General features: G+C 49.0%; 27 protein-coding genes. All 27 read right to left on the reverse strand.

Annotation, left to right across the window (positions count from 1 at the left end; genetic code table 11):
- Positions 1–25: 25 nt before the first annotated feature.
- The 27 genes from RRY12_01305 to RRY12_01435 all read right to left on the reverse strand — a co-directional run bounded on the left by RRY12_01305 (position 26) and on the right by RRY12_01435 (position 20,946).
- Positions 26–316: a phage tail assembly protein gene (locus RRY12_01305; GenBank protein ID MEG2183299.1), complete on the reverse strand. Its 291-nt coding sequence runs from the start codon at positions 314–316 to the stop codon at positions 26–28.
- The gene (locus RRY12_01310; protein ID MEG2183300.1) at positions 316–672 is read right to left on the reverse strand and encodes a phage tail tube protein; all 357 of its coding nucleotides are present in this window, start codon (positions 670–672) and stop codon (positions 316–318) included. The genes RRY12_01305 and RRY12_01310 overlap by 1 nt, the downstream gene beginning before the upstream one ends.
- An 18-nt stretch (positions 673–690) precedes the next feature.
- The gene (locus RRY12_01315; GenBank protein ID MEG2183301.1) at positions 691–2,172 is read right to left on the reverse strand and encodes a phage tail sheath subtilisin-like domain-containing protein; all 1,482 of its coding nucleotides are present in this window, start codon (positions 2,170–2,172) and stop codon (positions 691–693) included.
- A gap of 3 nt (positions 2,173–2,175) precedes the next feature.
- Positions 2,176–2,370, reverse strand: a complete 195-nt coding sequence (locus RRY12_01320; GenBank protein ID MEG2183302.1) for a DUF2635 domain-containing protein — start codon at positions 2,368–2,370, stop codon at positions 2,176–2,178.
- On the reverse strand, positions 2,371–2,943 hold the full coding sequence (locus RRY12_01325; protein ID MEG2183303.1) for a hypothetical protein: 573 nt from the start codon (positions 2,941–2,943) through the stop codon (positions 2,371–2,373).
- A gap of 26 nt (positions 2,944–2,969) precedes the next feature.
- Complete coding sequence (locus RRY12_01330; GenBank protein ID MEG2183304.1) at positions 2,970–3,278, reverse strand: hypothetical protein; 309 nt, start codon at positions 3,276–3,278, stop codon at positions 2,970–2,972.
- A 14-nt stretch (positions 3,279–3,292) separates the two neighbouring features.
- The gene (locus tag RRY12_01335) at positions 3,293–3,607 is read right to left on the reverse strand and encodes a DUF2190 family protein (protein ID MEG2183305.1); all 315 of its coding nucleotides are present in this window, start codon (positions 3,605–3,607) and stop codon (positions 3,293–3,295) included.
- A gap of 13 nt (positions 3,608–3,620) precedes the next feature.
- Positions 3,621–5,534 carry a hypothetical protein gene (locus RRY12_01340; GenBank protein ID MEG2183306.1) on the reverse strand — a complete coding sequence of 638 codons (1,914 nt, stop codon included), beginning with the start codon at positions 5,532–5,534 and terminating at the stop codon, positions 3,621–3,623.
- Positions 5,534–7,030, reverse strand: a complete 1,497-nt coding sequence (locus tag RRY12_01345) for a phage portal protein (protein ID MEG2183307.1) — start codon at positions 7,028–7,030, stop codon at positions 5,534–5,536. The genes RRY12_01340 and RRY12_01345 overlap by 1 nt, the downstream gene beginning before the upstream one ends.
- Positions 7,031–7,241: 211 nt before the next feature.
- The gene (locus tag RRY12_01350) at positions 7,242–9,089 is read right to left on the reverse strand and encodes a phage terminase large subunit family protein (GenBank protein ID MEG2183308.1); all 1,848 of its coding nucleotides are present in this window, start codon (positions 9,087–9,089) and stop codon (positions 7,242–7,244) included.
- Positions 9,079–9,645: a hypothetical protein gene (locus tag RRY12_01355; GenBank protein MEG2183309.1), complete on the reverse strand. Its 567-nt coding sequence runs from the start codon at positions 9,643–9,645 to the stop codon at positions 9,079–9,081. Before RRY12_01355 ends, RRY12_01350 begins: the two co-directional genes overlap by 11 nt.
- A 121-nt stretch (positions 9,646–9,766) precedes the next feature.
- A complete protein-coding gene (locus tag RRY12_01360; protein ID MEG2183310.1) occupies positions 9,767–10,390 on the reverse strand; it encodes a hypothetical protein in 624 nt (207 codons plus the stop codon).
- A 316-nt stretch (positions 10,391–10,706) separates the two neighbouring features.
- The gene (locus RRY12_01365) at positions 10,707–11,294 is read right to left on the reverse strand and encodes a site-specific integrase (protein ID MEG2183311.1); all 588 of its coding nucleotides are present in this window, start codon (positions 11,292–11,294) and stop codon (positions 10,707–10,709) included.
- Positions 11,295–11,310: 16 nt separating this feature from the next.
- Entirely contained in the window at positions 11,311–11,514 is a 204-nt protein-coding gene (locus RRY12_01370; GenBank protein ID MEG2183312.1) for a hypothetical protein, read from the reverse strand.
- A gap of 89 nt (positions 11,515–11,603) precedes the next feature.
- Positions 11,604–13,658 carry an ATP-binding protein gene (locus tag RRY12_01375; protein MEG2183313.1) on the reverse strand — a complete coding sequence of 685 codons (2,055 nt, stop codon included), beginning with the start codon at positions 13,656–13,658 and terminating at the stop codon, positions 11,604–11,606.
- Positions 13,659–13,842: 184 nt separating this feature from the next.
- Entirely contained in the window at positions 13,843–14,373 is a 531-nt protein-coding gene (locus RRY12_01380; protein ID MEG2183314.1) for a hypothetical protein, read from the reverse strand.
- A gap of 43 nt (positions 14,374–14,416) precedes the next feature.
- Positions 14,417–15,328 carry an ATP-binding protein gene (locus RRY12_01385; GenBank protein MEG2183315.1) on the reverse strand — a complete coding sequence of 304 codons (912 nt, stop codon included), beginning with the start codon at positions 15,326–15,328 and terminating at the stop codon, positions 14,417–14,419.
- Between the two features lie 19 nt (positions 15,329–15,347).
- A complete protein-coding gene (locus RRY12_01390) occupies positions 15,348–16,265 on the reverse strand; it encodes a hypothetical protein (protein ID MEG2183316.1) in 918 nt (305 codons plus the stop codon).
- A gap of 628 nt (positions 16,266–16,893) precedes the next feature.
- Positions 16,894–17,427, reverse strand: a complete 534-nt coding sequence (locus RRY12_01395) for a methyltransferase domain-containing protein (protein ID MEG2183317.1) — start codon at positions 17,425–17,427, stop codon at positions 16,894–16,896.
- Entirely contained in the window at positions 17,411–17,908 is a 498-nt protein-coding gene (locus RRY12_01400) for a Lar family restriction alleviation protein (protein ID MEG2183318.1), read from the reverse strand. Before RRY12_01400 ends, RRY12_01395 begins: the two co-directional genes overlap by 17 nt.
- 137 nt (positions 17,909–18,045) lie before the next feature.
- A complete protein-coding gene (locus tag RRY12_01405) occupies positions 18,046–18,804 on the reverse strand; it encodes a hypothetical protein (protein MEG2183319.1) in 759 nt (252 codons plus the stop codon).
- Positions 18,805–18,815: 11 nt separating this feature from the next.
- Positions 18,816–19,142: a hypothetical protein gene (locus RRY12_01410; GenBank protein ID MEG2183320.1), complete on the reverse strand. Its 327-nt coding sequence runs from the start codon at positions 19,140–19,142 to the stop codon at positions 18,816–18,818.
- An 84-nt stretch (positions 19,143–19,226) separates the two neighbouring features.
- On the reverse strand, positions 19,227–19,436 hold the full coding sequence (locus RRY12_01415; protein MEG2183321.1) for a hypothetical protein: 210 nt from the start codon (positions 19,434–19,436) through the stop codon (positions 19,227–19,229).
- Positions 19,436–19,663, reverse strand: coding sequence for a hypothetical protein (locus RRY12_01420; GenBank protein ID MEG2183322.1), 228 nt, complete (start codon positions 19,661–19,663; stop codon positions 19,436–19,438). Before RRY12_01420 ends, RRY12_01415 begins: the two co-directional genes overlap by 1 nt.
- Positions 19,664–19,804: 141 nt before the next feature.
- Positions 19,805–20,062, reverse strand: coding sequence for a hypothetical protein (locus tag RRY12_01425; GenBank protein MEG2183323.1), 258 nt, complete (start codon positions 20,060–20,062; stop codon positions 19,805–19,807).
- 170 nt (positions 20,063–20,232) lie between these two features.
- Positions 20,233–20,607 carry a hypothetical protein gene (locus RRY12_01430; protein ID MEG2183324.1) on the reverse strand — a complete coding sequence of 125 codons (375 nt, stop codon included), beginning with the start codon at positions 20,605–20,607 and terminating at the stop codon, positions 20,233–20,235.
- Between the two features lie 120 nt (positions 20,608–20,727).
- Complete coding sequence (locus RRY12_01435) at positions 20,728–20,946, reverse strand: hypothetical protein (protein ID MEG2183325.1); 219 nt, start codon at positions 20,944–20,946, stop codon at positions 20,728–20,730.
- Positions 20,947–21,048: the final 102 nt, after the last annotated feature.

Raw genomic sequence — 21,048 nt, forward strand, 5'->3', positions numbered from 1 at the left:
AAATGGAGGTGAAAAGCGATGTTGCCTACTGCGGTTTCCCAGCCGTAAGCATTCCACCGGGCAAAAAACCCATTACCGCGGCTCCTAACGCGGTAATGTCCTCAAGTCCAAGTTCGTCTATTACTGCGGGCAGTTCGCCTGTCAGTTTTACGGCTAGGTCGATTATCGTATCGCTTTCGATATTTAGCCCTCCGTCTGAAATCATGAACCGGAGACCTCGTAAATGCTTAGCCTTTGGCTTATGCACAGTAAGCTCCGTTACCGTCTTTCCACCGACTGTCACCGGCTCGGTGAGTACGATTTTCTGTTCCTGCATTAGACAAGCACGCCTTTCTCGGCATAGAACTCAAATGCAAAGAGCGCAGTGCCAGTGTTATTTGTGCCCTCGCCGGCGACGAAGCCGTCCGCGAAAACAAAAGTCTCCCCTGTGGCTACTTTGAGCTGTAGGTCCACGCCCTCTTTCTCCTGAAAGGCCTTTATATCAAAGCCTTTCGTTCGCCGGAGATTGCCCTTCACAAAAGCCGCCTGCGGCTCCTCTTTGTAGCCGTGATAACGATCAGAGCCTACAAGCGCCTCGCGCTTCGGAGTTCCAAGGTTATATTCAAATTCTCCTTCGCAGTTCTGCGTTTCACCATCCACTGTGAGATGGATAGTACCTGCTATCTTGCCCATCTATAAGCACTCCTCTCCCTAAAGAATGAACTGCATCTGCGCCGCAAGCACGCGCAGCTGATTCACTACATCTGGTGTAAGCAGAATGTCAAGGCGGCACTCGTCGTTTGCGTTGCGTTCAACGATGAGTCCCTTCTTAAATGTGTCGATATCTTCCGCTATGCCCTTCGTGACCTGACGCTGATACCACCCGATAATATCGCCTTTCACGCTGTCTGGCGTGGCTATCGCCTGTCCTGCGCCAAACTGTGTTATATCTCCGCTCGCCAGCTTGTGGCGCGGATAGCGCAGCAGGAGAAAGTTTCTGAGGCTGTAACGCAGGCGACCCAGCGTAAGCGGAGTATTGACGTCCAGGTAACTGCGGTCGTCGGCGCCAGCCGGAGATTTTTTATAAGTGGTAATGAAGCGCTCCGCACGAATGGCGGCTGAGGCGTCAGTCTTCCATGTACTTATGCCGTCATAGAGTAAAATGTTTCTTTCCTGCAGCGTGAAGCGTTCTTCCAGCACAGGCGCCATGATGCCCGTAAGTTCAAGCGTCTGGAACGGGCGCGCAGGGTCAATATTGCCGTAGTAACTGGCCAGCCCCGCGGCGGCCGACGCCATCTCAAACGGCGCATTCGGTACTCCTGCCGCATGGATTATGCAAAGATTCTGTGTATTGTTTGCATTGCCGAAGGTTCCCAGTTCTGATACCGTGCCGCGCCTTCCCGTGAAGGCGATGCCTTCAAGTTGGCGAAGCGGTCCCCAGCGGTCGTCAAGCTCCTCATCAAGAATTTTTAGATTTGCGCTGTCTGAATAAGGGAACACGATAATGTTGTAATGCACATCGTCGCCTATCGCCGCAAGCCCATCGGTCACGTCAGGATTTGCTGTGCCGCCAGAAAGCGCCGTTATAGCTACCGTCACCCCCGCGGGGTAGACATCGTCCGAATAATAATTGCCGCGGACATCTATATCGTTTCCGGTAAGCCCTTTCCATTTACATGTTAAATTGACTTTACCCGGTGTCGTGCTGTCAACCGCCGCAGTAAGAGGCAGCTCCGTCTTAGCGTTTATAGCGGTCGTAACGGCAGTAGCGACTGCCGCAGCCGCGTCGTTTGCCTTGACGCCTACAGTTAAACGTATGCCGCTCACATACAGGGCAAGCGTTCCAGGCGCGGTACACGTGCCTGTAAAAGTAATCCCGCCTGAAGCAGCGACAGCCGCGGCATCATCCTCCAGAGGCAACGCCCAGGTCTCAGTAAAACTGTCTGTCTTGCGGAAGGAATTGACGATCATGGAGAGCATCGAGCCGGCGCCAAAAAGCGTTTTTGCCTGAGCTTCTGAAGTGACCAGCACAGGCTTGTTACATGGAGCCGTTCCCGCCGTCAGCTTTTGGCCCACAAGAAGCACTGTATATGGCTGGTCTGTGTCGCCCTTCAGAGCCTTGGAGTTATCAAATTCGATATAGCACCATGGCACTCGCAGCGTTGTTGGTATACTGTTGAATGAAATAGCCAAGGTTTATGCCTCCTTCTTTGAATTTGTCTTTTTATCAGGTTCTGCTATTTTGATGGTAACGTCGCCGCACATCCTTCTGCGTATCCAATACGATGATCGTTCAACAGCAGCGCCCTCCGCGGGTATGACCGCGCCGGCGTTGTTCGGGTCGCGCACCTGAAGGCCTGCACGCGGCATTATAAATATCGTCTCTCGCATTTATATGAAACCTCCTATCTTCTCCCATGCAAGGTCTATGTGATCTTTTTCGGTCGGGGTATCCGCTAAAGAACCCATCGGCTTTGTATCAAGGTCAATGTGCTTGAACGGCACAAGCCGATTAGATTTAATCTGACCGCTGTTCACAGCGTCCTCATAATAGATCACCTCAAAGGTCATCGCCGCGCCGCCAGTCTGTACATCGCAGTCTACCGAAAATCCGAGCTCCGTTTTTAGGAGATGACACTCTTCAACAAGTTCATCGTAGCTGGCGCCGAGATATATGTGCTCGTTAAACACCTGCTCGACCTGGCTGCATATTTTATCAAGCAGGTCGTCAAGCGCTTCGTTATCCTCCGCAACTACGCCTATCACCAGCGAGAGGGTCTTTTTATACGACCGCGGCGACTCGTTAAATATCTCGCAGCTCTCGCTGTTCGTATAGACAAGCAGACAAGGCAGTTGAGAGTGATTGAGCTTGCGTCTGCGGCTAGGATAGACTCGCTCCTCAGCGGCCGTGGGATAGCCATTTACAGGTTCAAGGCTGTCACAGTGCAGGAGAATGTCCGCCACTCTGCGGCGAATCTCCGCCCGGCGGGTCATTGTCTGTTCACTCGCTGGAGCATCATACTGACGCCGTGCTCGCTATCTGGACGTTCCTCGATGATCTCATACAACACGCCCTCTATTTCCATTCGGTCGCCCTCCTGCCACCCGTTTCCGGGGATGTCGCACCGATTCATGTCAAAGACGGGGCCGACCGACATCACCGGCAACCCCGTCTGAGGATCTACTTCTGTGTAATTCGCGTCGAATATGCCCCGTACCGCCTTTCGTTCATGCCATCTGATATAAACGGCGTCCACGCCAAGCGTTCTCAGACAGGTATTGAGCATATTATTGGCCAATGCTGAAAACTCCATTAGAGCCGCAGGCGAACCTGCGCCTTATCGCCATCCGCGTCCACGTACCATCCGGCGTGTGTGTTGCTTGTTGAGGTGGTGGTCACATAGCCGTTGGTCGTGTCCCAATAGACCTTACACCCAGCGGAGAAAGTATCTCCGGTCTTCTTTGGCAGAGCAAAAATGCCTTTCAACGCAAAAATGCCTTCCGTGTTCGCCGCGTAATTGTTCACCGCTACCGCGAAGAGGTCGCCGATGACAACACCGTCGCCGGAAGAAACGGCGGTAGCCAGCGTTGCCTTGATGTTATAGCCTGGCGCTACATAATTTTTCATCTCTATTGCCCTCCTATTCGCCCGCGTTATAGTACATGCCGCGGTGGTCTATAGCCTTCGCGCCGAAAACATGGCGCGCCTTGATTTCCATGCCGTCTACATCGAAGCCGTAACGGATTTCCGTGTAAAGTCCTTCCTGTCCGTCAAGATACGCATATTCAATGGTGTCACACATCATGGGATCTGTTACGAGCCACCACTTTTTACCTGTGATATGGGGGTCAAGTACAGGCGTAAAGGCGCCCTTGAATACGTTTACATCAGCGCTTTTGCCGGCCAGCATTTCCATGCTCAGCAGCTTCTTTACGGCAACGATGTTCTTGGGGCCATGTACGAGGAACTGAGGCTTCACGTTGATAGGATCTCCTGCGGCGTTTGTCTGAGCGTACATACCCTGCACTGCCTCAGACAGAGTCGTCTCGCTTGGAACTCCTGCGGTTCCAATATTATTATGTCCGGAGCTGAACAGGGCATTCCCATCACTCATATTGGCATTCGTGGTAAGAATACCGAAAACAGTCTTTGCCTCTTTCTCGCGGGCAGCGGCTGACATCATCATCGGAATACGATTGAAGGCGCCCAGGTCGTCATTCATCATCATTTCCAGCGTGAGTCCAATGATACGTCCTGACTTTTTAACTTTATATTTCTCAGTGGCCTCCGAAAGGGAACCGCGAGTATACTCACCGTGCTCTGCAACGTCCTTAAGCGCAACATCGCCGGAGAGAGATACAACTGTCATCTCCTTGAAATCTATCGCGGTAGCGCGTGTGCAGAACTGCTGCCATGTAGGAGCCATTTCCTGATATACTCCCTGCAAACGTCGTGCAATCGTATTGCCGAGTATGAGCGGCAGGTCGCCGGAGCTCATAAGGCCGCCAAGCGCAGTGCGGCCGCAGAGGGCAAGCTCTGCTATTTCGCGCCTGCTTGCGCCTTCGACATTTACGCCGTTTTCTGCGAGATATTGACGCGACATTTCAATAAGAGACAGCCCGCGGTAGTGATTACTTTCGCACCTTACTGTGCCCGGAGCTGCTCGGTCGAGCAGGGCAAGTTCTACTTCCTTGCGTTGCTTTTCGCAGGCCTCTGCGCCGATAGATATACTCTGTACTGTAGGCGCAGTCTTGGCAAGCTCTTCAAGAATTGCGTCACGCACACTTTCAAGGCTTGCTCCGCTTTCCACATACTGAGCGGCAAAGCCTTCCTTCATGCCGTGCTTTGAGCAAAGTCCCTGAATTTTTGTGATTCGGCTACGTTCCTCAAGTGCAAGCGCCTCCTTCTGCTCCGCGCTAAGCTCCGCCTTTGTATTTGGCGTTGTTTCAATTACAGGTATTGTCTTATCTTTCTCCATCTTCACGTCTCCTTTTATAAGATTCAGGACAGGGTCATCTTTGTCCTGCAGATAACCAAGTGTCTGAGCATTAGGATCTGCGCCCACTGGTACAAGCGACAGCTCCTGTACGCTCCACTTCGTCGCGCGGTAGAGCTTAGGCTTGCCTTCGACGCTCTCAACCAGCTCTATAGCATCAATATTTGCGCCCATAGACAGGTTACAGATAATGCCGTCCTTCACATCCTGAAAGATTGGCTCCACCTCGGGGCGCTGCGAGAAGCGAACTGTCGCATACCCGACCCCGTTCTCAATTCTTGCGTTTTCCACAACCCCTATAATGTCCTCAATTCTGTAGGTACTGTGGGCATTAAGCAGCGGCGCTGTTCCGCATTTAAGCCTCTTCAGGTCTACGGCGGACGGCTCCATTGAGAGTTCAAGCATATAACGCCCCTCGCTCCAGCTGTACCGTTCGACCGTTGCCCCCGTATACCATGCCACTTCAACAGTCCGGTTCTCGGTGTTGATGCTGCTGGGCGCGAAAGCCCCCTGAAAGCTGCACATTGACAGAGGAACTGGTATCTTTTTATCTGGCATCATTCATCCTCCTTGTTATTATTTTCTTCGGCGCCGCCTCCGGTCATATCTGCCTGAGCCTGTCCGCCGTTATTTACCCTGCGCGGGTCGGAGTCGAGAATCAGCCCCTTTGCGTCGGCGTTGGCATTATCCTCTTCAAGCTCGCCTTCAACCACGCGCGGGTCAAAGCCAAGCTCACGTATCTGCTGCTGGCGGCTGGAGAATCCAGCTCGCACCGATTTCACCATCGCTGGTATCTCCCTTGTTGGGTCAACTAACTGTCGTTTTGGAGGCACCCACTCAATGCGCACCCCGCTTATGTCACAGCCTTTCAGTTCCGCGGCCTCAAGAAACCATCGTCCTAGAACCGAAAGAGCCTGTGGAATAAAAATATGCCATTGCCAGCAGTCGAGCTGAGTCCAAAAATCACCGCGCCCCATGCGGCCGCTTGTAAAATTTACCTGCGAGTAATCGCCCGTAAGCATCTCGTACGTTAGACCAACGCCTGCGGCTATACCGTGAAGCACCTGCCTCATATATGCGTCATAATTTTCCGGCCCGGGGGGACTGCCAAAGACAATATCTTTTCCCGGAGGCAGCGTCTCTATGCGCCCTGGCTCAATGCGTTCAAGCAGTTCATCGTCATCGCCGGAAATAGAGCCTCCGCCTTCTGTGTCGCGGATGAAGGCAGCGAAGCAGGCGGCTATTTTTTGCCTAAGCAGCTGCGCATCCTCGTAATCATCCAAGTCCTTCATCCGCAGAATGCAAGGCGTAAGCCATGGGATACCGCGTATCTGCTCCGGCCTGTCGCGCCTGAAAAGATGAATCACCTCATCGGCTGAATGCAGGCGGGAGGCATTCATCGCAACGCCTTCACCTGGGTGATTGTCAAAGAGCCAGTAGCCTGTCCTTTTTCCAAGAGCGTTAAATTGAATACCAAGGCAGGTAAAGGGTTCTCCCACAAGCCTATGATAAGAATCCCGCGTGCTGTCGATATGGTCCGGCTCTAATACCTGAATTTCAAACGGGAGCACCCTGCTGCTGTCATTCACGAAACGCCGCAGCACAACGCACTCGCCGCTTTCTGCCAACGTCTTCGCCATCATGCCCTGCAGCGCGTAGATATTGCCAACCTCGTCAAAATCACAATAAACACTGTCCTCGCCCCACGCTGTCCAAAGCTCGTTCAGCCTGTCAGCCTTAGCCTTGGACTTCGCCTTGAAGACCGGAATGATGCCTGCGCCGACCATATTGTTTGCAATCTGGTCAATAGCCCTGACCCCGTAATAATTATTGCGAGCAAGGTCTCTTGTGCGCTCCCGAAGCGCACGAATGACAGGCCTTGCCTCAGAGTTTGCTGAAGCTGCTGTTACCTTGCGCCAGCCTGAAAGCCGTCTTGTGCGAGAGGCTCCGTCATATCCTAGTGTCACATCCAGCGCCATGCGCGCCCTGACGCGATTTAAGGCCGCCCTGGGAGAGATGCAGGCCAGAGCTCTGTCCAAAATACCTATCTCCACACCACCTACACCCCCTTTGAGTAAGCAGGATAACGATAAGAACGGGAACTCGCTCCGAGCTCCCGTTCTATCAATCCTTTTATTTTGATTAAATCGTCCAGCGTCTGATACTGGACTTCTCTGTCCTTATACTTAACCCGTGTAGCGCCGCTTGCAATGGCAGCGCGTACAGCGTCAAGGTCTCCTTGAGTAAAAGCCATACATGATCACCTCAGCTCCAGAAATCAGAAGTGCTGCGTCGTTTTTTTGAAGAATTTGCGCGTGTGCCATTATAATTCTGACGTTTTTTCCATTCTTCGTCAGAAAATCTGTCCGTTCCTATAAGCATCGCCATTGCTCTGTTGAGTATGCGAATGTCGAGCGCCTCGTTGCGCTCGCGCATCTTCTCCCATACATAGCGGCGATAACCTCTTATTACTCTAGGTATTGTCTGCTCTGCCGTCAGCATCTTGAAATATTCCGCTTCATACTGCGGAAAATGGCACCAGCCGTAGGGAATGTCCTTGTCCGGGTCGCGCTGCTGCTTAAGCCATCCATAAAGCTCTGACTTCGCAATATTTGTGCCTATCGTCCACACCTTGATACCGCGATAGATACGTTTACCATTCTCACGCACCTCAACTGCACGAGGCTGATTTATTACAGCAGGCGCCGTTTCAACGCCCTTTGTAGCAATCACGCGAGCCGCATCCTGCGTTCTAACCCAGTTGTATACGGTATTTGTGTTAAAGCCGCTGTCGATTGCCATCTTTTCAATCTGACGTGCAGCGCCAAGGCTGTCGCGCCAGTGTTCGGAAAGCAGTGCGGCAAGCTGTTGCCAGCAGGGCGCGCTTAAATCCTGCGTCTTGCCGGGGAAAACTCTATAATCCACGCTCCATGACTCATTATTGCGCCCCCAGGCGACAACCTCCGCTTCGAGACGGTCCGCCTGAACGTCAACACCGGCCGTAAGGATGACCCCGCCCTCCGGTATTGTGTTGCGTTCGTAAAGCTCCCTGCGCTCATAGAGCCGCTCCCACTCGGGAGCTTCGCCCTTATCAACCCAGCACTCGCCAAGAACTGTATTGACAAAGGTCTTCAATTGCTCCGGATGTCCCTTTACCTCCTCAAATTCCGCCGCGAGCTTCTCCCACGTGCTATTCGGATGGTAGCTGTAGCCGGCCCAAATGTGAAAGCCAACATACCCATTGCGCCCCTCGGTCGTAGGACACCATTCTCCACGCTCAATCATCCACGACTTCTGACTGTGGTTTATCTTTCTATGACAGTGCTCACACTCATAACGCGCCGTCTCAGGCTTGCCCTCATCCCATTTGATCTGGCTCCAGCGTAGAAACTGCATATGTCCACAGAAGGGACACGGAACAAAGTAGCGCATCTGATTCGTGAACTCAAACCATTCCTGTATACGGCTGCGCCTGTCAATCGTCGGCGTACTGCCTATTGAAATTTTGCGATTCCAGTAAGTGTCTGTACGCTTGATGCCAAGGCGTATCTGGTCGCCCTCGGTGCCCGCCGTCGGAGGATAGCCGTCAACCTCGTCAAAAAGGACAACGCGCATAGTGACACGACGGAAACCTGAGGGCGCGTTCGCTCCGATAAGAAGCAGCTGCCCGCCGCGAAAGAGCTTCTTGCGCAGCGTGTTGCTGGAGGAACGGCTCTTCTCGTCAGATACGAGACCTGCTATACATGGAGTGTCCCGCAGCATGGGGCCAATGTCGTCCTTACTGTAATCCTCCGCGTCCTGATCTGTCGGCTGCACCACCATAATAGAGCATGGATCCTGATGGATGTAGTAGCCTATCGCGTGGTCTATCATCTTCGTGTATCCAACCCGGGCGCTCTTCATAACGACAATATACTCAACGCCGGGGTCTGTGAAGGCGTCAAGCATCCCGCGCTGATATGGGAAACAGTGCCACTTGCCCGTCTCCGCCGATGATTCTGGCGAGAGATAGGCATATTCGTCAGCCCATTCAGAGAGTGTCAGCTCTTTTGGGGGGCGGAAGCCCTCCATTACCTCGCGGACAAGACCGCCAATAGAAACGTCACACTGCATCTTTTAAGCTCCAATCGGCAAGCTCTGTCAGCGCCTCGCGCATCAGGTCGTCAAGGACGCTCATGTCAGAGACTGTGAGGTGCGGCAGCCGTATCTTCGCCTTTGAAGGTACGGATTGCACTCGCTGCCTGATCGCGGAGACCATCTTTGAACAGGCGTATTTCACGTCCTCAGCTCGCACAAGCTGCCCCTTTTCTTCGAGATATTTGAGACGCGCGAGCTTTGCCTTATAGGCCTCCGTTGCACCGCGCTGCTCAAAATAATCCGTCCCGCTTGGAATGCCTGGGTCGTCATCGTCCTCAGCAATCGCGGTTTCTGCTTCTGAAGGAAACTCAATCACAGGTTCTTCCTGCTCCTGCACGCTGCGGCGCTTACGCAGCTCCGCCTTAAGCTGCGCGCTCCTGTCCCACTGCGCCGAAGCTATATCCCAGTCAAGCTTTGCCCTGGCGCCTGTATGAACAACACCTATTCTGTTGCATTTAATAGCTTTATGTACCGATTGCGGAGTGACGCCCTTGCGGCGGGCAAACTCCGACATGCTGATTAGTTCCGCCAAGGGCGTCACCTCCTGTATACTTCAGCCTGATTTTTTCACTCACAGCTAGAAACCCCCCGCGCCTCGCGGCACCCTCATGCCCTGTTTTTTGCCAGAACCTAGTATCCGGGGGGTGGGAGTGTTATTTTGCTGTGTCCATTGCATTTTTAAATGCTCTTTCAAAGTTTTTATAGTATTTTTCGGGCGCAATGCTGGTAGCGCGCTCCCTGAAATTCCAACGGTCTGGAATCTTTACGCTTTCAGCAAAAGAGTATTTCAGTTCTATAGGATAGCGAGCCTTCTGCGCTCTATAAAAGACAAAGCCCCTTCCATCCTTGCGTGTCCACATAAAATAGCCTGGCTTTTTTAATATAGCCTTTGGCCACTTAGTTTTATCTAAGATTTCTCCGACAGGATCACGCTTGGGAATAGCAAGCCTGCGTGCTTTCTTTCGCGGGTCTTTCACTCCGCCAAGCTCCTGCATAGCCATAAAAGCATCAACGCTGCCAATGCTGACTTCCATCCCTGATATCCCAGCGCTTGCATTGCGGATGGCCCGTGAACTGCCGGGTTTTATGCGGATGCCCTTGCTGACCCAGTCGTTGCGAACGGTAAAAAGTTTCGGCAAATCCTCTCTTACAGCCGTTTGAATATCCTTCGCGGTATCATAAAGAGCCACAGATGCCGCGAACTTAAGTTGTTTTAAGACCTTGCCGGTGAACCATTCCTGCATCTCCGCAAAATTAGTTTCTATCTGAACATCCATAGCAATCACCTCACTCACTATTTGTATGCTTTAAAACATAGTCTAGCAGTTATCTAATGTATACTGAATTCAACGTTTTTTAGAAAATCATTTTTAAACTCAACATAATAAGGAATGGTGAACAGCTTTTTCAAAAATAGAATTCACTGACAGCAACGCTTTAGCCCCTGTACTTTCACGCTTTAATACCATAAATTCTACATATCTATGGTTTGTTGAATTTCAACCAACCTTATAAAAGCCGCTGACTGCAATGCTCTGTGATGCTTCTGGCTTAAATTCCAGCCGCTCGTTTTTTGAGGATATATAAAACCGCCTATAGATTCAGAGCTTTTATATAGCTGTCAGTCTCGTCTTTTGTAATTCCTATGTATGATAAAGTGATTTCTGGTGAACTGTGATTAAGCAAATATTGTATCCTAGTTATGTCCACACCCTGCTTATAGAGCTGATATCCGTAAGTCTTACGCATAGTATGCGTTCCTACTTTTTCCCTGATTCCCACCTCGTTCGCGGCCAGTTTGAGAATCAGCCACACCATGTATCGCGATATTGGCTCACGCCCCTGACCCACACGTGAAGGAAAGAGTGGAGAAGTCTCGCGATAGATCAGCGGAGAGGCGCGGAGAAATTCACGGAGAGCGGAACGGGCGGCCTTATTTAAGGGCAGTTCTTTGCACTTTCCCGTCTTCTTCTCGACGATTTCAAGATTGTCCTTTATGCGGACATCCCTTTCTGTAGGCTCAACGACATCCATCACTTTGAGCCGCAGTATGTCTGATACTCTAAGACCTGTATTCATACCAAGGACAAAAAGCGCATAGTCGCGCAAATTCCGCTCCTTCAGAGCGCCCTTTATTTTCTCAATATCAGATTTAGTCCTAAGCGGCTGCACGAAATGCATCTTCTCACATCCTTTACTATCGGCACTGCGCCCTCATGCGTTTTGCGCTCCACCCGAGCGCAATCTGCTTGCGTATCCACTCAAGCATCAGCTCCGTGTCACATTCTGGCACGCGCGTTATTGGAATAGCCCCCAGCGGAAGAGGGGAGTAATCTGCCTTTGAATGCCCGGCAATCCGCCCGCGGCCGTTGTCCTTGACCCAGATAATAACCTCGCCCATTCAAAGGCCTCCTTTTGCATAATAAAAAAGCAGCCCCTTTGAAAAAGGGCTGCGTGATAGGCTCTATTAGTGACTGTGCTTTAATCCCTTTAACGTCGAGATGGAAGTCCCAGTTTTTCAAAGAAAGCGTAATTGCGCTCATATGCTCTGCTGACAAGCGCATCATAGGATAATACCTCAATAATTGCCTTATAATTATCATTCACGCCAATAAAGGACTGTCCGTCAGCTGACTCTTTATAACCGGCAGTAAGGCACCTGTCTCTCATAGTAGATGTTAAATCACAAACAATATACAGATAACACTGCTGATTTGTGATATTTATTGTACGTCCCGACGACGTTTTAGCTTCACCTTTTCTAATTTTTTTCAAATATCCAATTGCCTGCAATATCGGGTCTTTGTCCTCACATGTCATATCGTTTCGCATCGGCTTTTTAAACTCAATTATACTCAATGCAGTCTTAGGGCGTTCACCATCATCTGAAGCGGCCACAGGACCATCATAGACTTGGAGAATCAATGCGTCAGGGCGATCAAGACTTGTGCTGTCAGTGATCTTAATTTGTTTAAGCGGCAAATCTGACGCAAGGTAGTCGTGGAAAGCAAGTCTTTCATCAATGAGCCAGAGATTGGCCATTTGATATGCCTCATCGGTAGATTCGCACTTCATTGGAAGAATAAGAGCGTGCAAGCTGGCTTCTGCTTCATACTTTCCATCCGCTTTCAATTTTAAAAGCTTTTTCAGCAGTTCAATAACGGCTTTCCTGTGGCTCACATATCCGGCAAGGTCGCTTTTCTTAATATCGTCGATGTCCTTGAGATATTCATTAAGTCGAACCTCATATTCCGGAACAAAAACATCTCTGGCTTCTAATATCTTACGCCCTTCGTTGAGCACCTTGCATTCGATATTATATTGATGTTGATGTAGATATTTGTCCATTTCACTGTAAGATGCTGTGTCGGAAAAAGGCAGGTCCTCAGGCAAGCGGCCTAAAAACGGACGGTATTTAGGTGCAATTTCCGCGACATATTTCGCAATATGAGCTTTTGCTTTCTCTTTGTTTTCTTTTAAAAATTCATGTAGGTATGTTTTTACAGCAACAAGCAGAGCAGCTTTGATTTCCTCCATGGAAATGTCCAAGTCTTTTAATTCGCTTCTTTCAAGAGGAATATCAAAGGAATTGCGTTCTGATGAGACTCTCTTATTCAGAAAACTGGATGACACCCGGCAGAAATAATCAAAAACACCACTCTCCGTTTGCACTCTGCCTATCAGCCCGGGGACGAGAGGTTCAAGCTTCCAGCTAGAAACCGCTCTGCCATCAGCAGTCAATATCATGCGGGGTGCCTGTTCCTTTGTTAAAGAAAACAGAATATGGGATAAATTAAACTCATTATCTCCGATGACAATAGTTTCGCACGTGACACAGGTTTTTGATTCGTCAAATAAATCTGAAATATCCAGCGTCTTTCCGCCGTCAATTATAGTTATATGCGGAATATTTGTATTTCCTACAATATACCCGATACAGTGTTCCAGAAGTTTAATTCCTATAGATTCAATACTGCTGGTGGGTGCGAATTCCGCATAATAATTTTTAAGGCATACTTTTGTAAGACATGGAGCTTCATTGACAACTACTGCCGGAGGTTCCACCGTAACATCGTTTTTGTGGTCGAATATTATACTGCGGTGTTGTTTTTCGTCTCCTTCAATATAAACGCTTTCTATTTCCACTTTGGCAAATGCCTTAAGCCAGACAAGGCGCCCTATCCCCTTGCCACCTCTGTTGCTTTTATAATCGCTGTCAAGCGTTTTAAAAGATTGCAGATTTGCATCTGTAAAGCCAATACCGTTGTCTGTAATTGTTATAGTCTGTATTGCGTTCTCTTTGACTTTTTCATCATCATTTATGGTCGTTTGATTTACTCGGTCTATTTTAATTTCTATAAAATCTTCGCTTTTTGCAGGAGCATTTCTATCTTCTATTGCATGAATTGAGTTGACAACTGCTTCAAATAAAGGCAGCAACGCATCGTTTTTACTAAACTTAACAGAACGTAACCGTCCTTCAAAATTTGTTATAATCTCGCCCATTGATGAAGACACCTCGCTAAAGGTATTTGTTGCGTTCATTGTACGTCAACTCCTCCCAATGTGTCTATTAAAACAAAAAAAACCTCATCCACAGTCCAGCCCCGGACCTTTGCCGGGGCTGGTATTCTGGGAGGTTTTGTAATGGCGTTTTCTGTTCAATTTCGATGATACAATTATACCGTAAAGAAAAAACATAGTTAGGCCCTTAGTGAGGACACCTTTTTTAGTTCAGCTTTTTATTTATTACAGGGTCATCATAAAGCCTAAACTCTTCGTCGGATGGACGCGTGATAAGAAAAAGGGCGATCGTACGAAGAAAAGCTTCGCGCCTGCGGCGCAGAGTTTTTGCCGTGATACCATCAAAACGTTTGCCTATCATCACAGTAGCACCTCCGTTGCCGTCACGCACAATACCTCCAGGACGCACAAACATAGAGGACATCTCAAAGAGCCTCCATGTCTCCGGATATTCTTTTCTAAATTCTCGAAATGCTCTTGAAATATTCCCCCACCCTCCCAGCATCTTGACGACCTCTTCCTGGCGTGATTCAAGGACGGCCTGCTGATGCGGCACATCCTCACCTCCATCTATCCGCACCCCATAGTCTTCCTGGGGCGCGCGGCGCATCTCATATACATCAACTGCACTGGGTGGCGCCGTCATTCCAAGCAGGACAGCAAGACCGTCGTCACACTGGTTTATTATTAATTTTATAAGCCTTATCACCTCTGACAGGGTTGGGGTATCTGACATAGCGTCTCCTCTCTGCGTCCTTAGGCTTGTGATGCTCGGCATATTATCTTCGCCTGTAGTCCGGAGCTCCTATCATCCACGCCTGTTCCGTCATCTCCATAAGACGGCTGAAAATTCTTTCGCCTCTGTCGCCGCTCAAAACCTTCTGAAGCCCCTCTTCGCCGACAGCGTTAGTCGTAATGACCGTAGGCAGCTTATGGCCGTAACGCCAATCTACAATCATAAAAAAACGCTCGTCCTTCCAACTGGTCACATTCTCCGTACCGGCATCGTCCACAATAAGCCAGTCGCAGCGCTTTACCTCTTCCAAAAGCGTAGCCTGATTGTTTAGCATCTCGCTTTTCAGTGCCTCTAAAAGCTCCGGCATAAGAGCAAACTTCACTTTGCGTCCGTTTTTCAAAGCTTCCATGCCCATTGCGATAGCAAGATGCGTCTTGCCACAGCCAACAGGGCCGCCGAGAATAAGCCCTTTATTTCTTTCCACACATTCTCTTGCTGTTCCCTTGGCGGCGCGCAGCGACATATCAGCGCCATCAAGGCTAAAATTGGCAAAAGTGTTATCGTATCTCTCCGCGGGAATGCCGCTATTCAAAAATACTACAGTCCGTGCGTGTTTTTGTGCATGTTCAACGCTTTGTGCGCAGGGACGCGCTCTCGTCACAAAATGCCGGAAACCATCGCGGTCATATTCTTCGCAGATTTCAAGAACAGCGCGCGAATGGCCGCACCTGCGCTGGTCAGTGCATTGCGCGCATCCATCCTGCCAGCTCATAATGCACATGATGTCCTGGACAAGAGTATCGCCTATCTCCTCGTCGCGCACCTCGCCAAAACGCATATAAAGCCATCGTGAAGCGTCCGCCCTGTCTCGTTTCCTAGCCTGCTGCAGCAGGGCATGATTCGGCAATATCGCCTTGAGATCACCTTGCTTGAATACCTCAGTCGTGGACATCATAACCTCATCCCTCCCGCTCTTAATCGATGTCCTTGTACTTTTCCGCCATTAACTGCACATGTTCGATCTCCGCTGCTGTCGGCGTCCCTATAGAGCCATCGGGATTATGCTCGGGGCCGTTCCTGGCCCTCTGTGGGGATATATGTGGCGGCGTAGGGTTCTTTGACGCCCGCTCTACCCAATTGCGGACAAAAAGCAGCAGATTCGCTTTTTCTCTCTCCGCACGGCTCTTTTTTCCCTGAATCCAAAGCGCCATCTTACGTGCCTCATTCAGTCCGTCCACACCGGGGAACTCGCGTTTTAAACTACGAAACTGCCCTATAAGCCTTTGCCCGTCAACCTTTAACCCCTCGACGTCACAGAACAATTGCACGATCTCCGTTTCCTCTGCGCTAAAATCGTCAATAAGCGTCATTTGTTCATCGTCGCCGCAATCTTTTGTTTTAGATTTTGATTTTATATTCTTTTCTGTTCTAATCTTCTCTGTTCTTAACGTGACATTCTCGTCGTTTGCGTGACGCGGCGTGATGTTGCGTGTCGTCTCGTGTTGTGGGATGTCGGAAAGTGGCGCAACCTCCTCGCGGTCTTCGCCAGCCGATGAGACGTGTTTTCTCCTGTCGCGATAACGCTTGCTTCGTTCTGCGTCACTGATGGGCTGACGCTTAGACCATGCGGCAATACAACCATCCTTGATAATTTCCTTTTCTATCATGGCAGTTAATACGGCCTGACAGGTTCCATCCTCATACCCGTACAAAGCATCGATAGTTTCAGGGTCATAGGACACAACAGAACCACGGTCAGCCTGCTGAGAGGCATGCTCAAGTATAGAAACCCAAATTGCGACAACAGTACCCATATTAGTATGTGCTTTTCTTGCAACAAGCGTCCACTTAGCATCAGAACAAGCACCGTGATACCATCTCAGCCAATCCATATCATTGAGCCCCTCTCCTTAACGTATAAACTTATAAATTTTTTATGATAGCGAACGCGTCTTTAAATCCCTGCGCGTATGCTGCATCTGCGTTGTAGCAGGTTAGGCTGTTCTTTGCACTGTTTCGGCATCCTGGAAGCATTCGATATGTGGTTCATCGGCGAGTTGACCCAGTAGCTGTACATAGTTATATTCTTTGGACATTTTTTATTTCCCCTCATTCTTATGCCAGAATCATTTTGATTTAGAAATGTTTTGCTTTTTCTTCGCTTAAACATACTTCTTTATTCCGCTCGTTCCAGATTCTTATTGCTTCGTTAAAACTATCCAGTGTACCAGTTGTATAGTTGCAATCTTCGCAGTGGATTTCATATCGAAGCCCCTTCGAGGTAACGATTACTTCTGGATTTCCGCAGTTACAGCGGTTCATACATCTTCCTCCATAGCCGCTTCCGCAGTTAGCCCGTTCTTCTTAGTAGTTCTTCTCATTATTCTGCCTCCTGCTCTAGCCATTTTTCTATCGACTCGTAAGCTCATCTATAACAATGGCAGGTATCCATCCACTTTACCATTTCGCGTGGTGCCATTTCGAAAATCATCTTTTTCAGTGCTTCAAGATTGGTCATTTTTATAAACTCCCTTCATAAAGATCTCCATAAGGGTCGTATGCTTGATACTCATATTCATCATAAACACTTTTATTACATTCCTCCTTCATAAACACTATCCAATGCCGCTTACTTTTCTGCTCCCGGATAAGCGGTTTTTGTCCGGCTAAACAAAGAACGTTTTTTACCGGAATCTGAATCTCACTCCATTTGAAAATTAGTATCCCTTCAGGCTTTAGAACTCTGAAACACTCAGAAAAGCCTTTGCGCAAATCCTCGCGCCAGTCGTTGCCTAATATGCCGTATTTCAGCGCCAGATAGGATTTTGCACCGGCGCGTATAAGGTGAGGAGGGTCAAATACAACAACAGAAAAAGAACTGTCTTTGAACGGCATATCGCGAAAATCCCCAATCACATCAGGAGCAATTATCAGCGTGCGGCCATCGCAGAGTTGTGTACTAAGACTACGATTATCCATATACACTACGTCAGGGGCGAATTTGTCGAACCAAAACATCTTCGAGCCACAGCAGGCGTCAAGAATTTTCTTCATCCCCAGTCCTCCTGTTCCATGCCTCAAAGGCTCTCTGTTGTGCTTGCTTTTCGGATGGCTCAACGAATTTAAACCCAGCATGGCAATTCCAACACCATGCCTTACACACATATCGAGCTCCATAATTTAAACTACCCTCTATCATGATACGTATATCATCTGAACCACAAAACGGACAGGGCTTGGGCTTAGTACGTTGTGCCACAACAGGCAAGGTTTTTGTTATATCATGGATTTCCTTGTTCGGTCTGTCCTCAGTGGCTGGCTGCCCTTCAATATCTTCAATTAGGAACTTAAAATCGCGGAGCAGTTCCGCGTATGCCTCTTGAGAACCAATATCGAAATCAGCAAAAGGTTCGCCGCCTTCGGCTACTATCTCATCGTTTATTGAATCAGCTATACTTCGTGGTGCGTCGGTGAAACCTTCGAGCAATAGTTTCAGCTGTTCTAGTGTTTTTTCAGTCAGTTGGTATTTGCGCATTGTTCCAGCTCCTCTTAAAGTACCCAAATTCGCACGAGCATGTCAGATTCTTTCACTATGCTATAATCCTTTTAGTTGATTTTTGTAATTGCCCGCGGCGGAGATGACAGTCTCCGCCGCGGGTGCTTTATACTGCGCTATGCTTTTGTAGCTTTCGTGGGGTTGCCCTGGACTATAAGCCAGCCATTAAGTTCTTGTGTCATCTGATCGAAAAGGTTCTCCTGCGCCTCTTGCAAATAGCGGTGGAATTTAGGGCAACGTAGCTGGAAAAGCGGCTGCTCTCCGGCTTGTTTTGGCTGTTCTATCTCTATTTCGATTTCCATCCACTGAAACCAGTCGCTGTTTTTATATATCTCAATATTTGCGAGAAACACTTGTGGAATTCGTACGGTGCCTTCTGCGTCTTTGACTTTTACGCAGAAGGTATAGTTATTGCGGTTGTCGAACGTAAAATCGCCGGTGATGTTGGATACATATTTGAAGTTTTTAATGGAATCCAGCAGGGTGTCAAAGTTTTCTATCGTCTGATTATCACTTCTCTTGATGTAGTCAATCAGTTCTTTAAGCTTAAAGACCGCTCCGCCGCTCTCAAGCACAGGACGCCATTCTTCCATCTGCACCGAATAGGTATATGGCATAGTAACTGTATCCTGACTACGGTGGATTACAGTATCATCCAGGATGGAATGAAAGCCGTCTTTATTACCAAAGACTACTGCGTAATCAAGTATGCCTTTTTCTTTAACCAGCCGACAAAAACTCTTGACGTCAAGCGCTTCGTACTGAAATCCCTGATAATTGTACGGTTTTAATGGCGTAGGGGCAGTGCCTTCTAGTAACACTATAGGTTCATCGCCGTTATAATCACTTGGTATTACAAGATTTTTGATATCCATGACATTTCCTCCTAGTTTTCTTCTGATTTAAAAACGCTGCTCTGTGTTGCTCCGACCTGCGCATTGCCTAGATCCCAGCTGTCTGCCTTGAGGTTGCCGACAAGATCTCGGCGGCAGCGTGTCACCCTCTTATCTGTAGCAAAACTTGGCTTCACTGAGGTTTTCATATCAAGCTGAGTTTCGCTGTCAGGGCAAAGCTTAAAATTCAGTGTGATTGTGATGCTGGCTGACTGCGATTCATCCTTCAGTGAGTTCACAACCGCCGGCAGCACCTTTTTAAACTGAGCATCAAGGTCCGTCATTTCCTTAAGAGATAGGTCTACCATCCCGTCTAACATCTTTGTTTCCTCCTTATGTGATATAATTTTCTCAATGAGTGTTCTTCTGGGCTTTTGACAGCGCCAACTGCCAAAGCCCTTTTTTCATGCCCATGCGCTTTTGCTGCGCGTTGAGATCTTGCCTTGTAGCTCTCCTGATGCCACCAGCTTGTCAGTAAAGCTCACCATCCAGCCACCTGTTACTGATGAAAACAAAAGATGCTCGCATTCACTTCCTTTCACTGTTTTTTCATATCGCAGCTCGCTGCCCATATACTTGATAATTTCCCCCGGCTTAAATGAAGCAGCTGCCATCACACGGCCTCTTTAAGACTGCACTCCGCGGCGTAAGCATCTAAATCAGCCTGAGCTTCGGCGGCGGTGCTGCGGAACGGCAGCTCTTTTTTCAGCATGCTGTGCTGCGTACCGCGGCGATCGCGGAACTTTGTACTGTAGGCTTCGCCATTTACGGTCTTATGCGGCGCCACATACAGGGTGTATTGATACCCCTGCGGAGCGTATATATAGCTTTTACCTGCCATCTTTATCCTCCCTTTCGCCCAATACCCAAGCCGATGCAGAAGCTCCGGAAGGCCACCCACGTGAGTCCTCCTATGCCAACCCAAAATAGGTTAATCACCAGTCCGATGTTCGGGGCGACATACCCGCAAAAAACGCTGCTCTCAGCAATAGCGTTCATCTTCGGGAGCCCCTTCCGTGAATAGGGCACATACATCGCAATCTAGAGACAGGCTGAGCACTCTGATGTTCTTCAGGTACGTTTTTAATTCGTCCAAAGACTGACCTTTTTCAAGACCAGCCTCAAGATACGTAAGAATTGACCGCAAAAGGTCAATATCTTTGTTCACTGTCTCGCGGCTGGTTTTCTCTGCCGACTCGGTCTTTATCAGTTCTACAATGGGTTTATCGTATTCCTTCATTTTTCACCCTCCCAGTGTCTCTTCTTCGCGTTTTTGTTGAGATACTCCATCCGCTTCCGATTCCGTTCTCTATCGCAGCCTGCGCTCCATAGGGCAACCAGGCCCGTCATAAGCAGCAGCAAAACCATCGCTGCGGCTATGAGTCAGAATCTCATAACAATTGCCTCCTTTCAGATATTTGCCCGTAGCCCTTTCAGCCTTCGCTCCATCTTGGTCATGGTGCGACCGGAAGACTTCCTTGTGGTGTCGCGCCACTCATCTAACTCTGCTTTTACGTAATAAACCTTTGAGCCCTTGCTTCCTATGTTGTGGAAGGGCGGTCCCTCGCAGGCATTTGCGGTTGCGATTCGGCTTCTATTGAGAAGTCCTTGGGAAACCCTCAAATAGGCAGCTGCTTCTTTTGTGGTCATATTGTAGGGGTCGCCACATTCGGCGGCAGGTTTCTCGCGCTCTGAAAGCAGCCTATCCAATTTCGCGCTCACCTCATCAAGCTTTGCGATAATCGCCGCAGGATCTGCAAGCTGTAGAGTAACTATCCCGTCCATTAAAAGTCCTCCTTCCTTTGTAGAGGTCCTGAACAAGTCCGCGCCTCCCTTATCAATGCTTTCTGATATAATTAAAAAAATTCAAACTGGCATCATGGCAATTAGATACTTGGCAGAATTTTATTTTTCTTCTTGACCAGCTTGATCCACAGCAGTTTCTTTACAGACACACCCAGCGCTGGTTTCTTTGAGAATTTCCATCGCATCAATAGGAGTTTCCTCAGAACCTCCGGTTATATACAAACTCCAGCCCGCTGGCGCAGAATTTGTCCCAAATCTGCAAAACTTGTATTGCAATACAATCACCTCGCTTAAAGGAGTGGTTTTATGCCCGTACAATGCCCTCTACACCAGCAAGATTGCATCGAGCAAAAATGTGCGTGGTGGGAAGAAATGTCAGGCGGATGCGCGGTTAAAGCAATTGCGTTCTGGCTTTCATGT

The sequence above is a fragment of the Cloacibacillus sp. genome, from assembly GCA_036655895.1.
GTDB lineage: Bacteria > Synergistota > Synergistia > Synergistales > Synergistaceae > JAVVPF01.

Bases quoted from the DNA above. Each gene is read 5' to 3' on its own strand.
- RRY12_01335 (MEG2183305.1), bottom strand. From the start codon at position 3,607: ATGAAAAATTATGTAGCGCCAGGCTATAACATCAAGGCAACGCTGGCT.
- RRY12_01350 (MEG2183308.1), bottom strand. From the start codon at position 9,089: ATGCAGTGTGACGTTTCTATTGGCGGTCTTGTCCGCGAGGTAATGGAG.
- RRY12_01425 (MEG2183323.1), bottom strand. From the start codon at position 20,062: ATGAAGGAATACGATAAACCCATTGTAGAACTGATAAAGACCGAGTCG.
- RRY12_01390 (MEG2183316.1), bottom strand. From the start codon at position 16,265: ATGGATTGGCTGAGATGGTATCACGGTGCTTGTTCTGATGCTAAGTGG.
- RRY12_01360 (MEG2183310.1), bottom strand. From the start codon at position 10,390: ATGGATGTTCAGATAGAAACTAATTTTGCGGAGATGCAGGAATGGTTC.
- RRY12_01385 (MEG2183315.1), bottom strand. From the start codon at position 15,328: ATGATGTCCACGACTGAGGTATTCAAGCAAGGTGATCTCAAGGCGATA.
- RRY12_01320 (MEG2183302.1), bottom strand. From the start codon at position 2,370: ATGCGAGAGACGATATTTATAATGCCGCGTGCAGGCCTTCAGGTGCGC.
- RRY12_01420 (MEG2183322.1), bottom strand. From the start codon at position 19,663: ATGGCAGGTAAAAGCTATATATACGCTCCGCAGGGGTATCAATACACC.
- RRY12_01375 (MEG2183313.1), bottom strand. From the start codon at position 13,658: ATGAACGCAACAAATACCTTTAGCGAGGTGTCTTCATCAATGGGCGAG.
- RRY12_01370 (MEG2183312.1), bottom strand. From the start codon at position 11,514: ATGGGCGAGGTTATTATCTGGGTCAAGGACAACGGCCGCGGGCGGATT.
- RRY12_01310 (MEG2183300.1), bottom strand. From the start codon at position 672: ATGGGCAAGATAGCAGGTACTATCCATCTCACAGTGGATGGTGAAACG.
- RRY12_01410 (MEG2183320.1), bottom strand. From the start codon at position 19,142: ATGTTAGACGGGATGGTAGACCTATCTCTTAAGGAAATGACGGACCTT.
- RRY12_01430 (MEG2183324.1), bottom strand. From the start codon at position 20,607: ATGGACGGGATAGTTACTCTACAGCTTGCAGATCCTGCGGCGATTATC.
- RRY12_01415 (MEG2183321.1), bottom strand. From the start codon at position 19,436: ATGGCAGCTGCTTCATTTAAGCCGGGGGAAATTATCAAGTATATGGGC.
- RRY12_01365 (MEG2183311.1), bottom strand. From the start codon at position 11,294: ATGCATTTCGTGCAGCCGCTTAGGACTAAATCTGATATTGAGAAAATA.
- RRY12_01395 (MEG2183317.1), bottom strand. From the start codon at position 17,427: ATGAAGAAAATTCTTGACGCCTGCTGTGGCTCGAAGATGTTTTGGTTC.
- RRY12_01340 (MEG2183306.1), bottom strand. From the start codon at position 5,534: ATGCCAGATAAAAAGATACCAGTTCCTCTGTCAATGTGCAGCTTTCAG.
- RRY12_01400 (MEG2183318.1), bottom strand. From the start codon at position 17,908: ATGCGCAAATACCAACTGACTGAAAAAACACTAGAACAGCTGAAACTA.
- RRY12_01405 (MEG2183319.1), bottom strand. From the start codon at position 18,804: ATGGATATCAAAAATCTTGTAATACCAAGTGATTATAACGGCGATGAA.
- RRY12_01380 (MEG2183314.1), bottom strand. From the start codon at position 14,373: ATGTCAGATACCCCAACCCTGTCAGAGGTGATAAGGCTTATAAAATTA.
- RRY12_01305 (MEG2183299.1), bottom strand. From the start codon at position 316: ATGCAGGAACAGAAAATCGTACTCACCGAGCCGGTGACAGTCGGTGGA.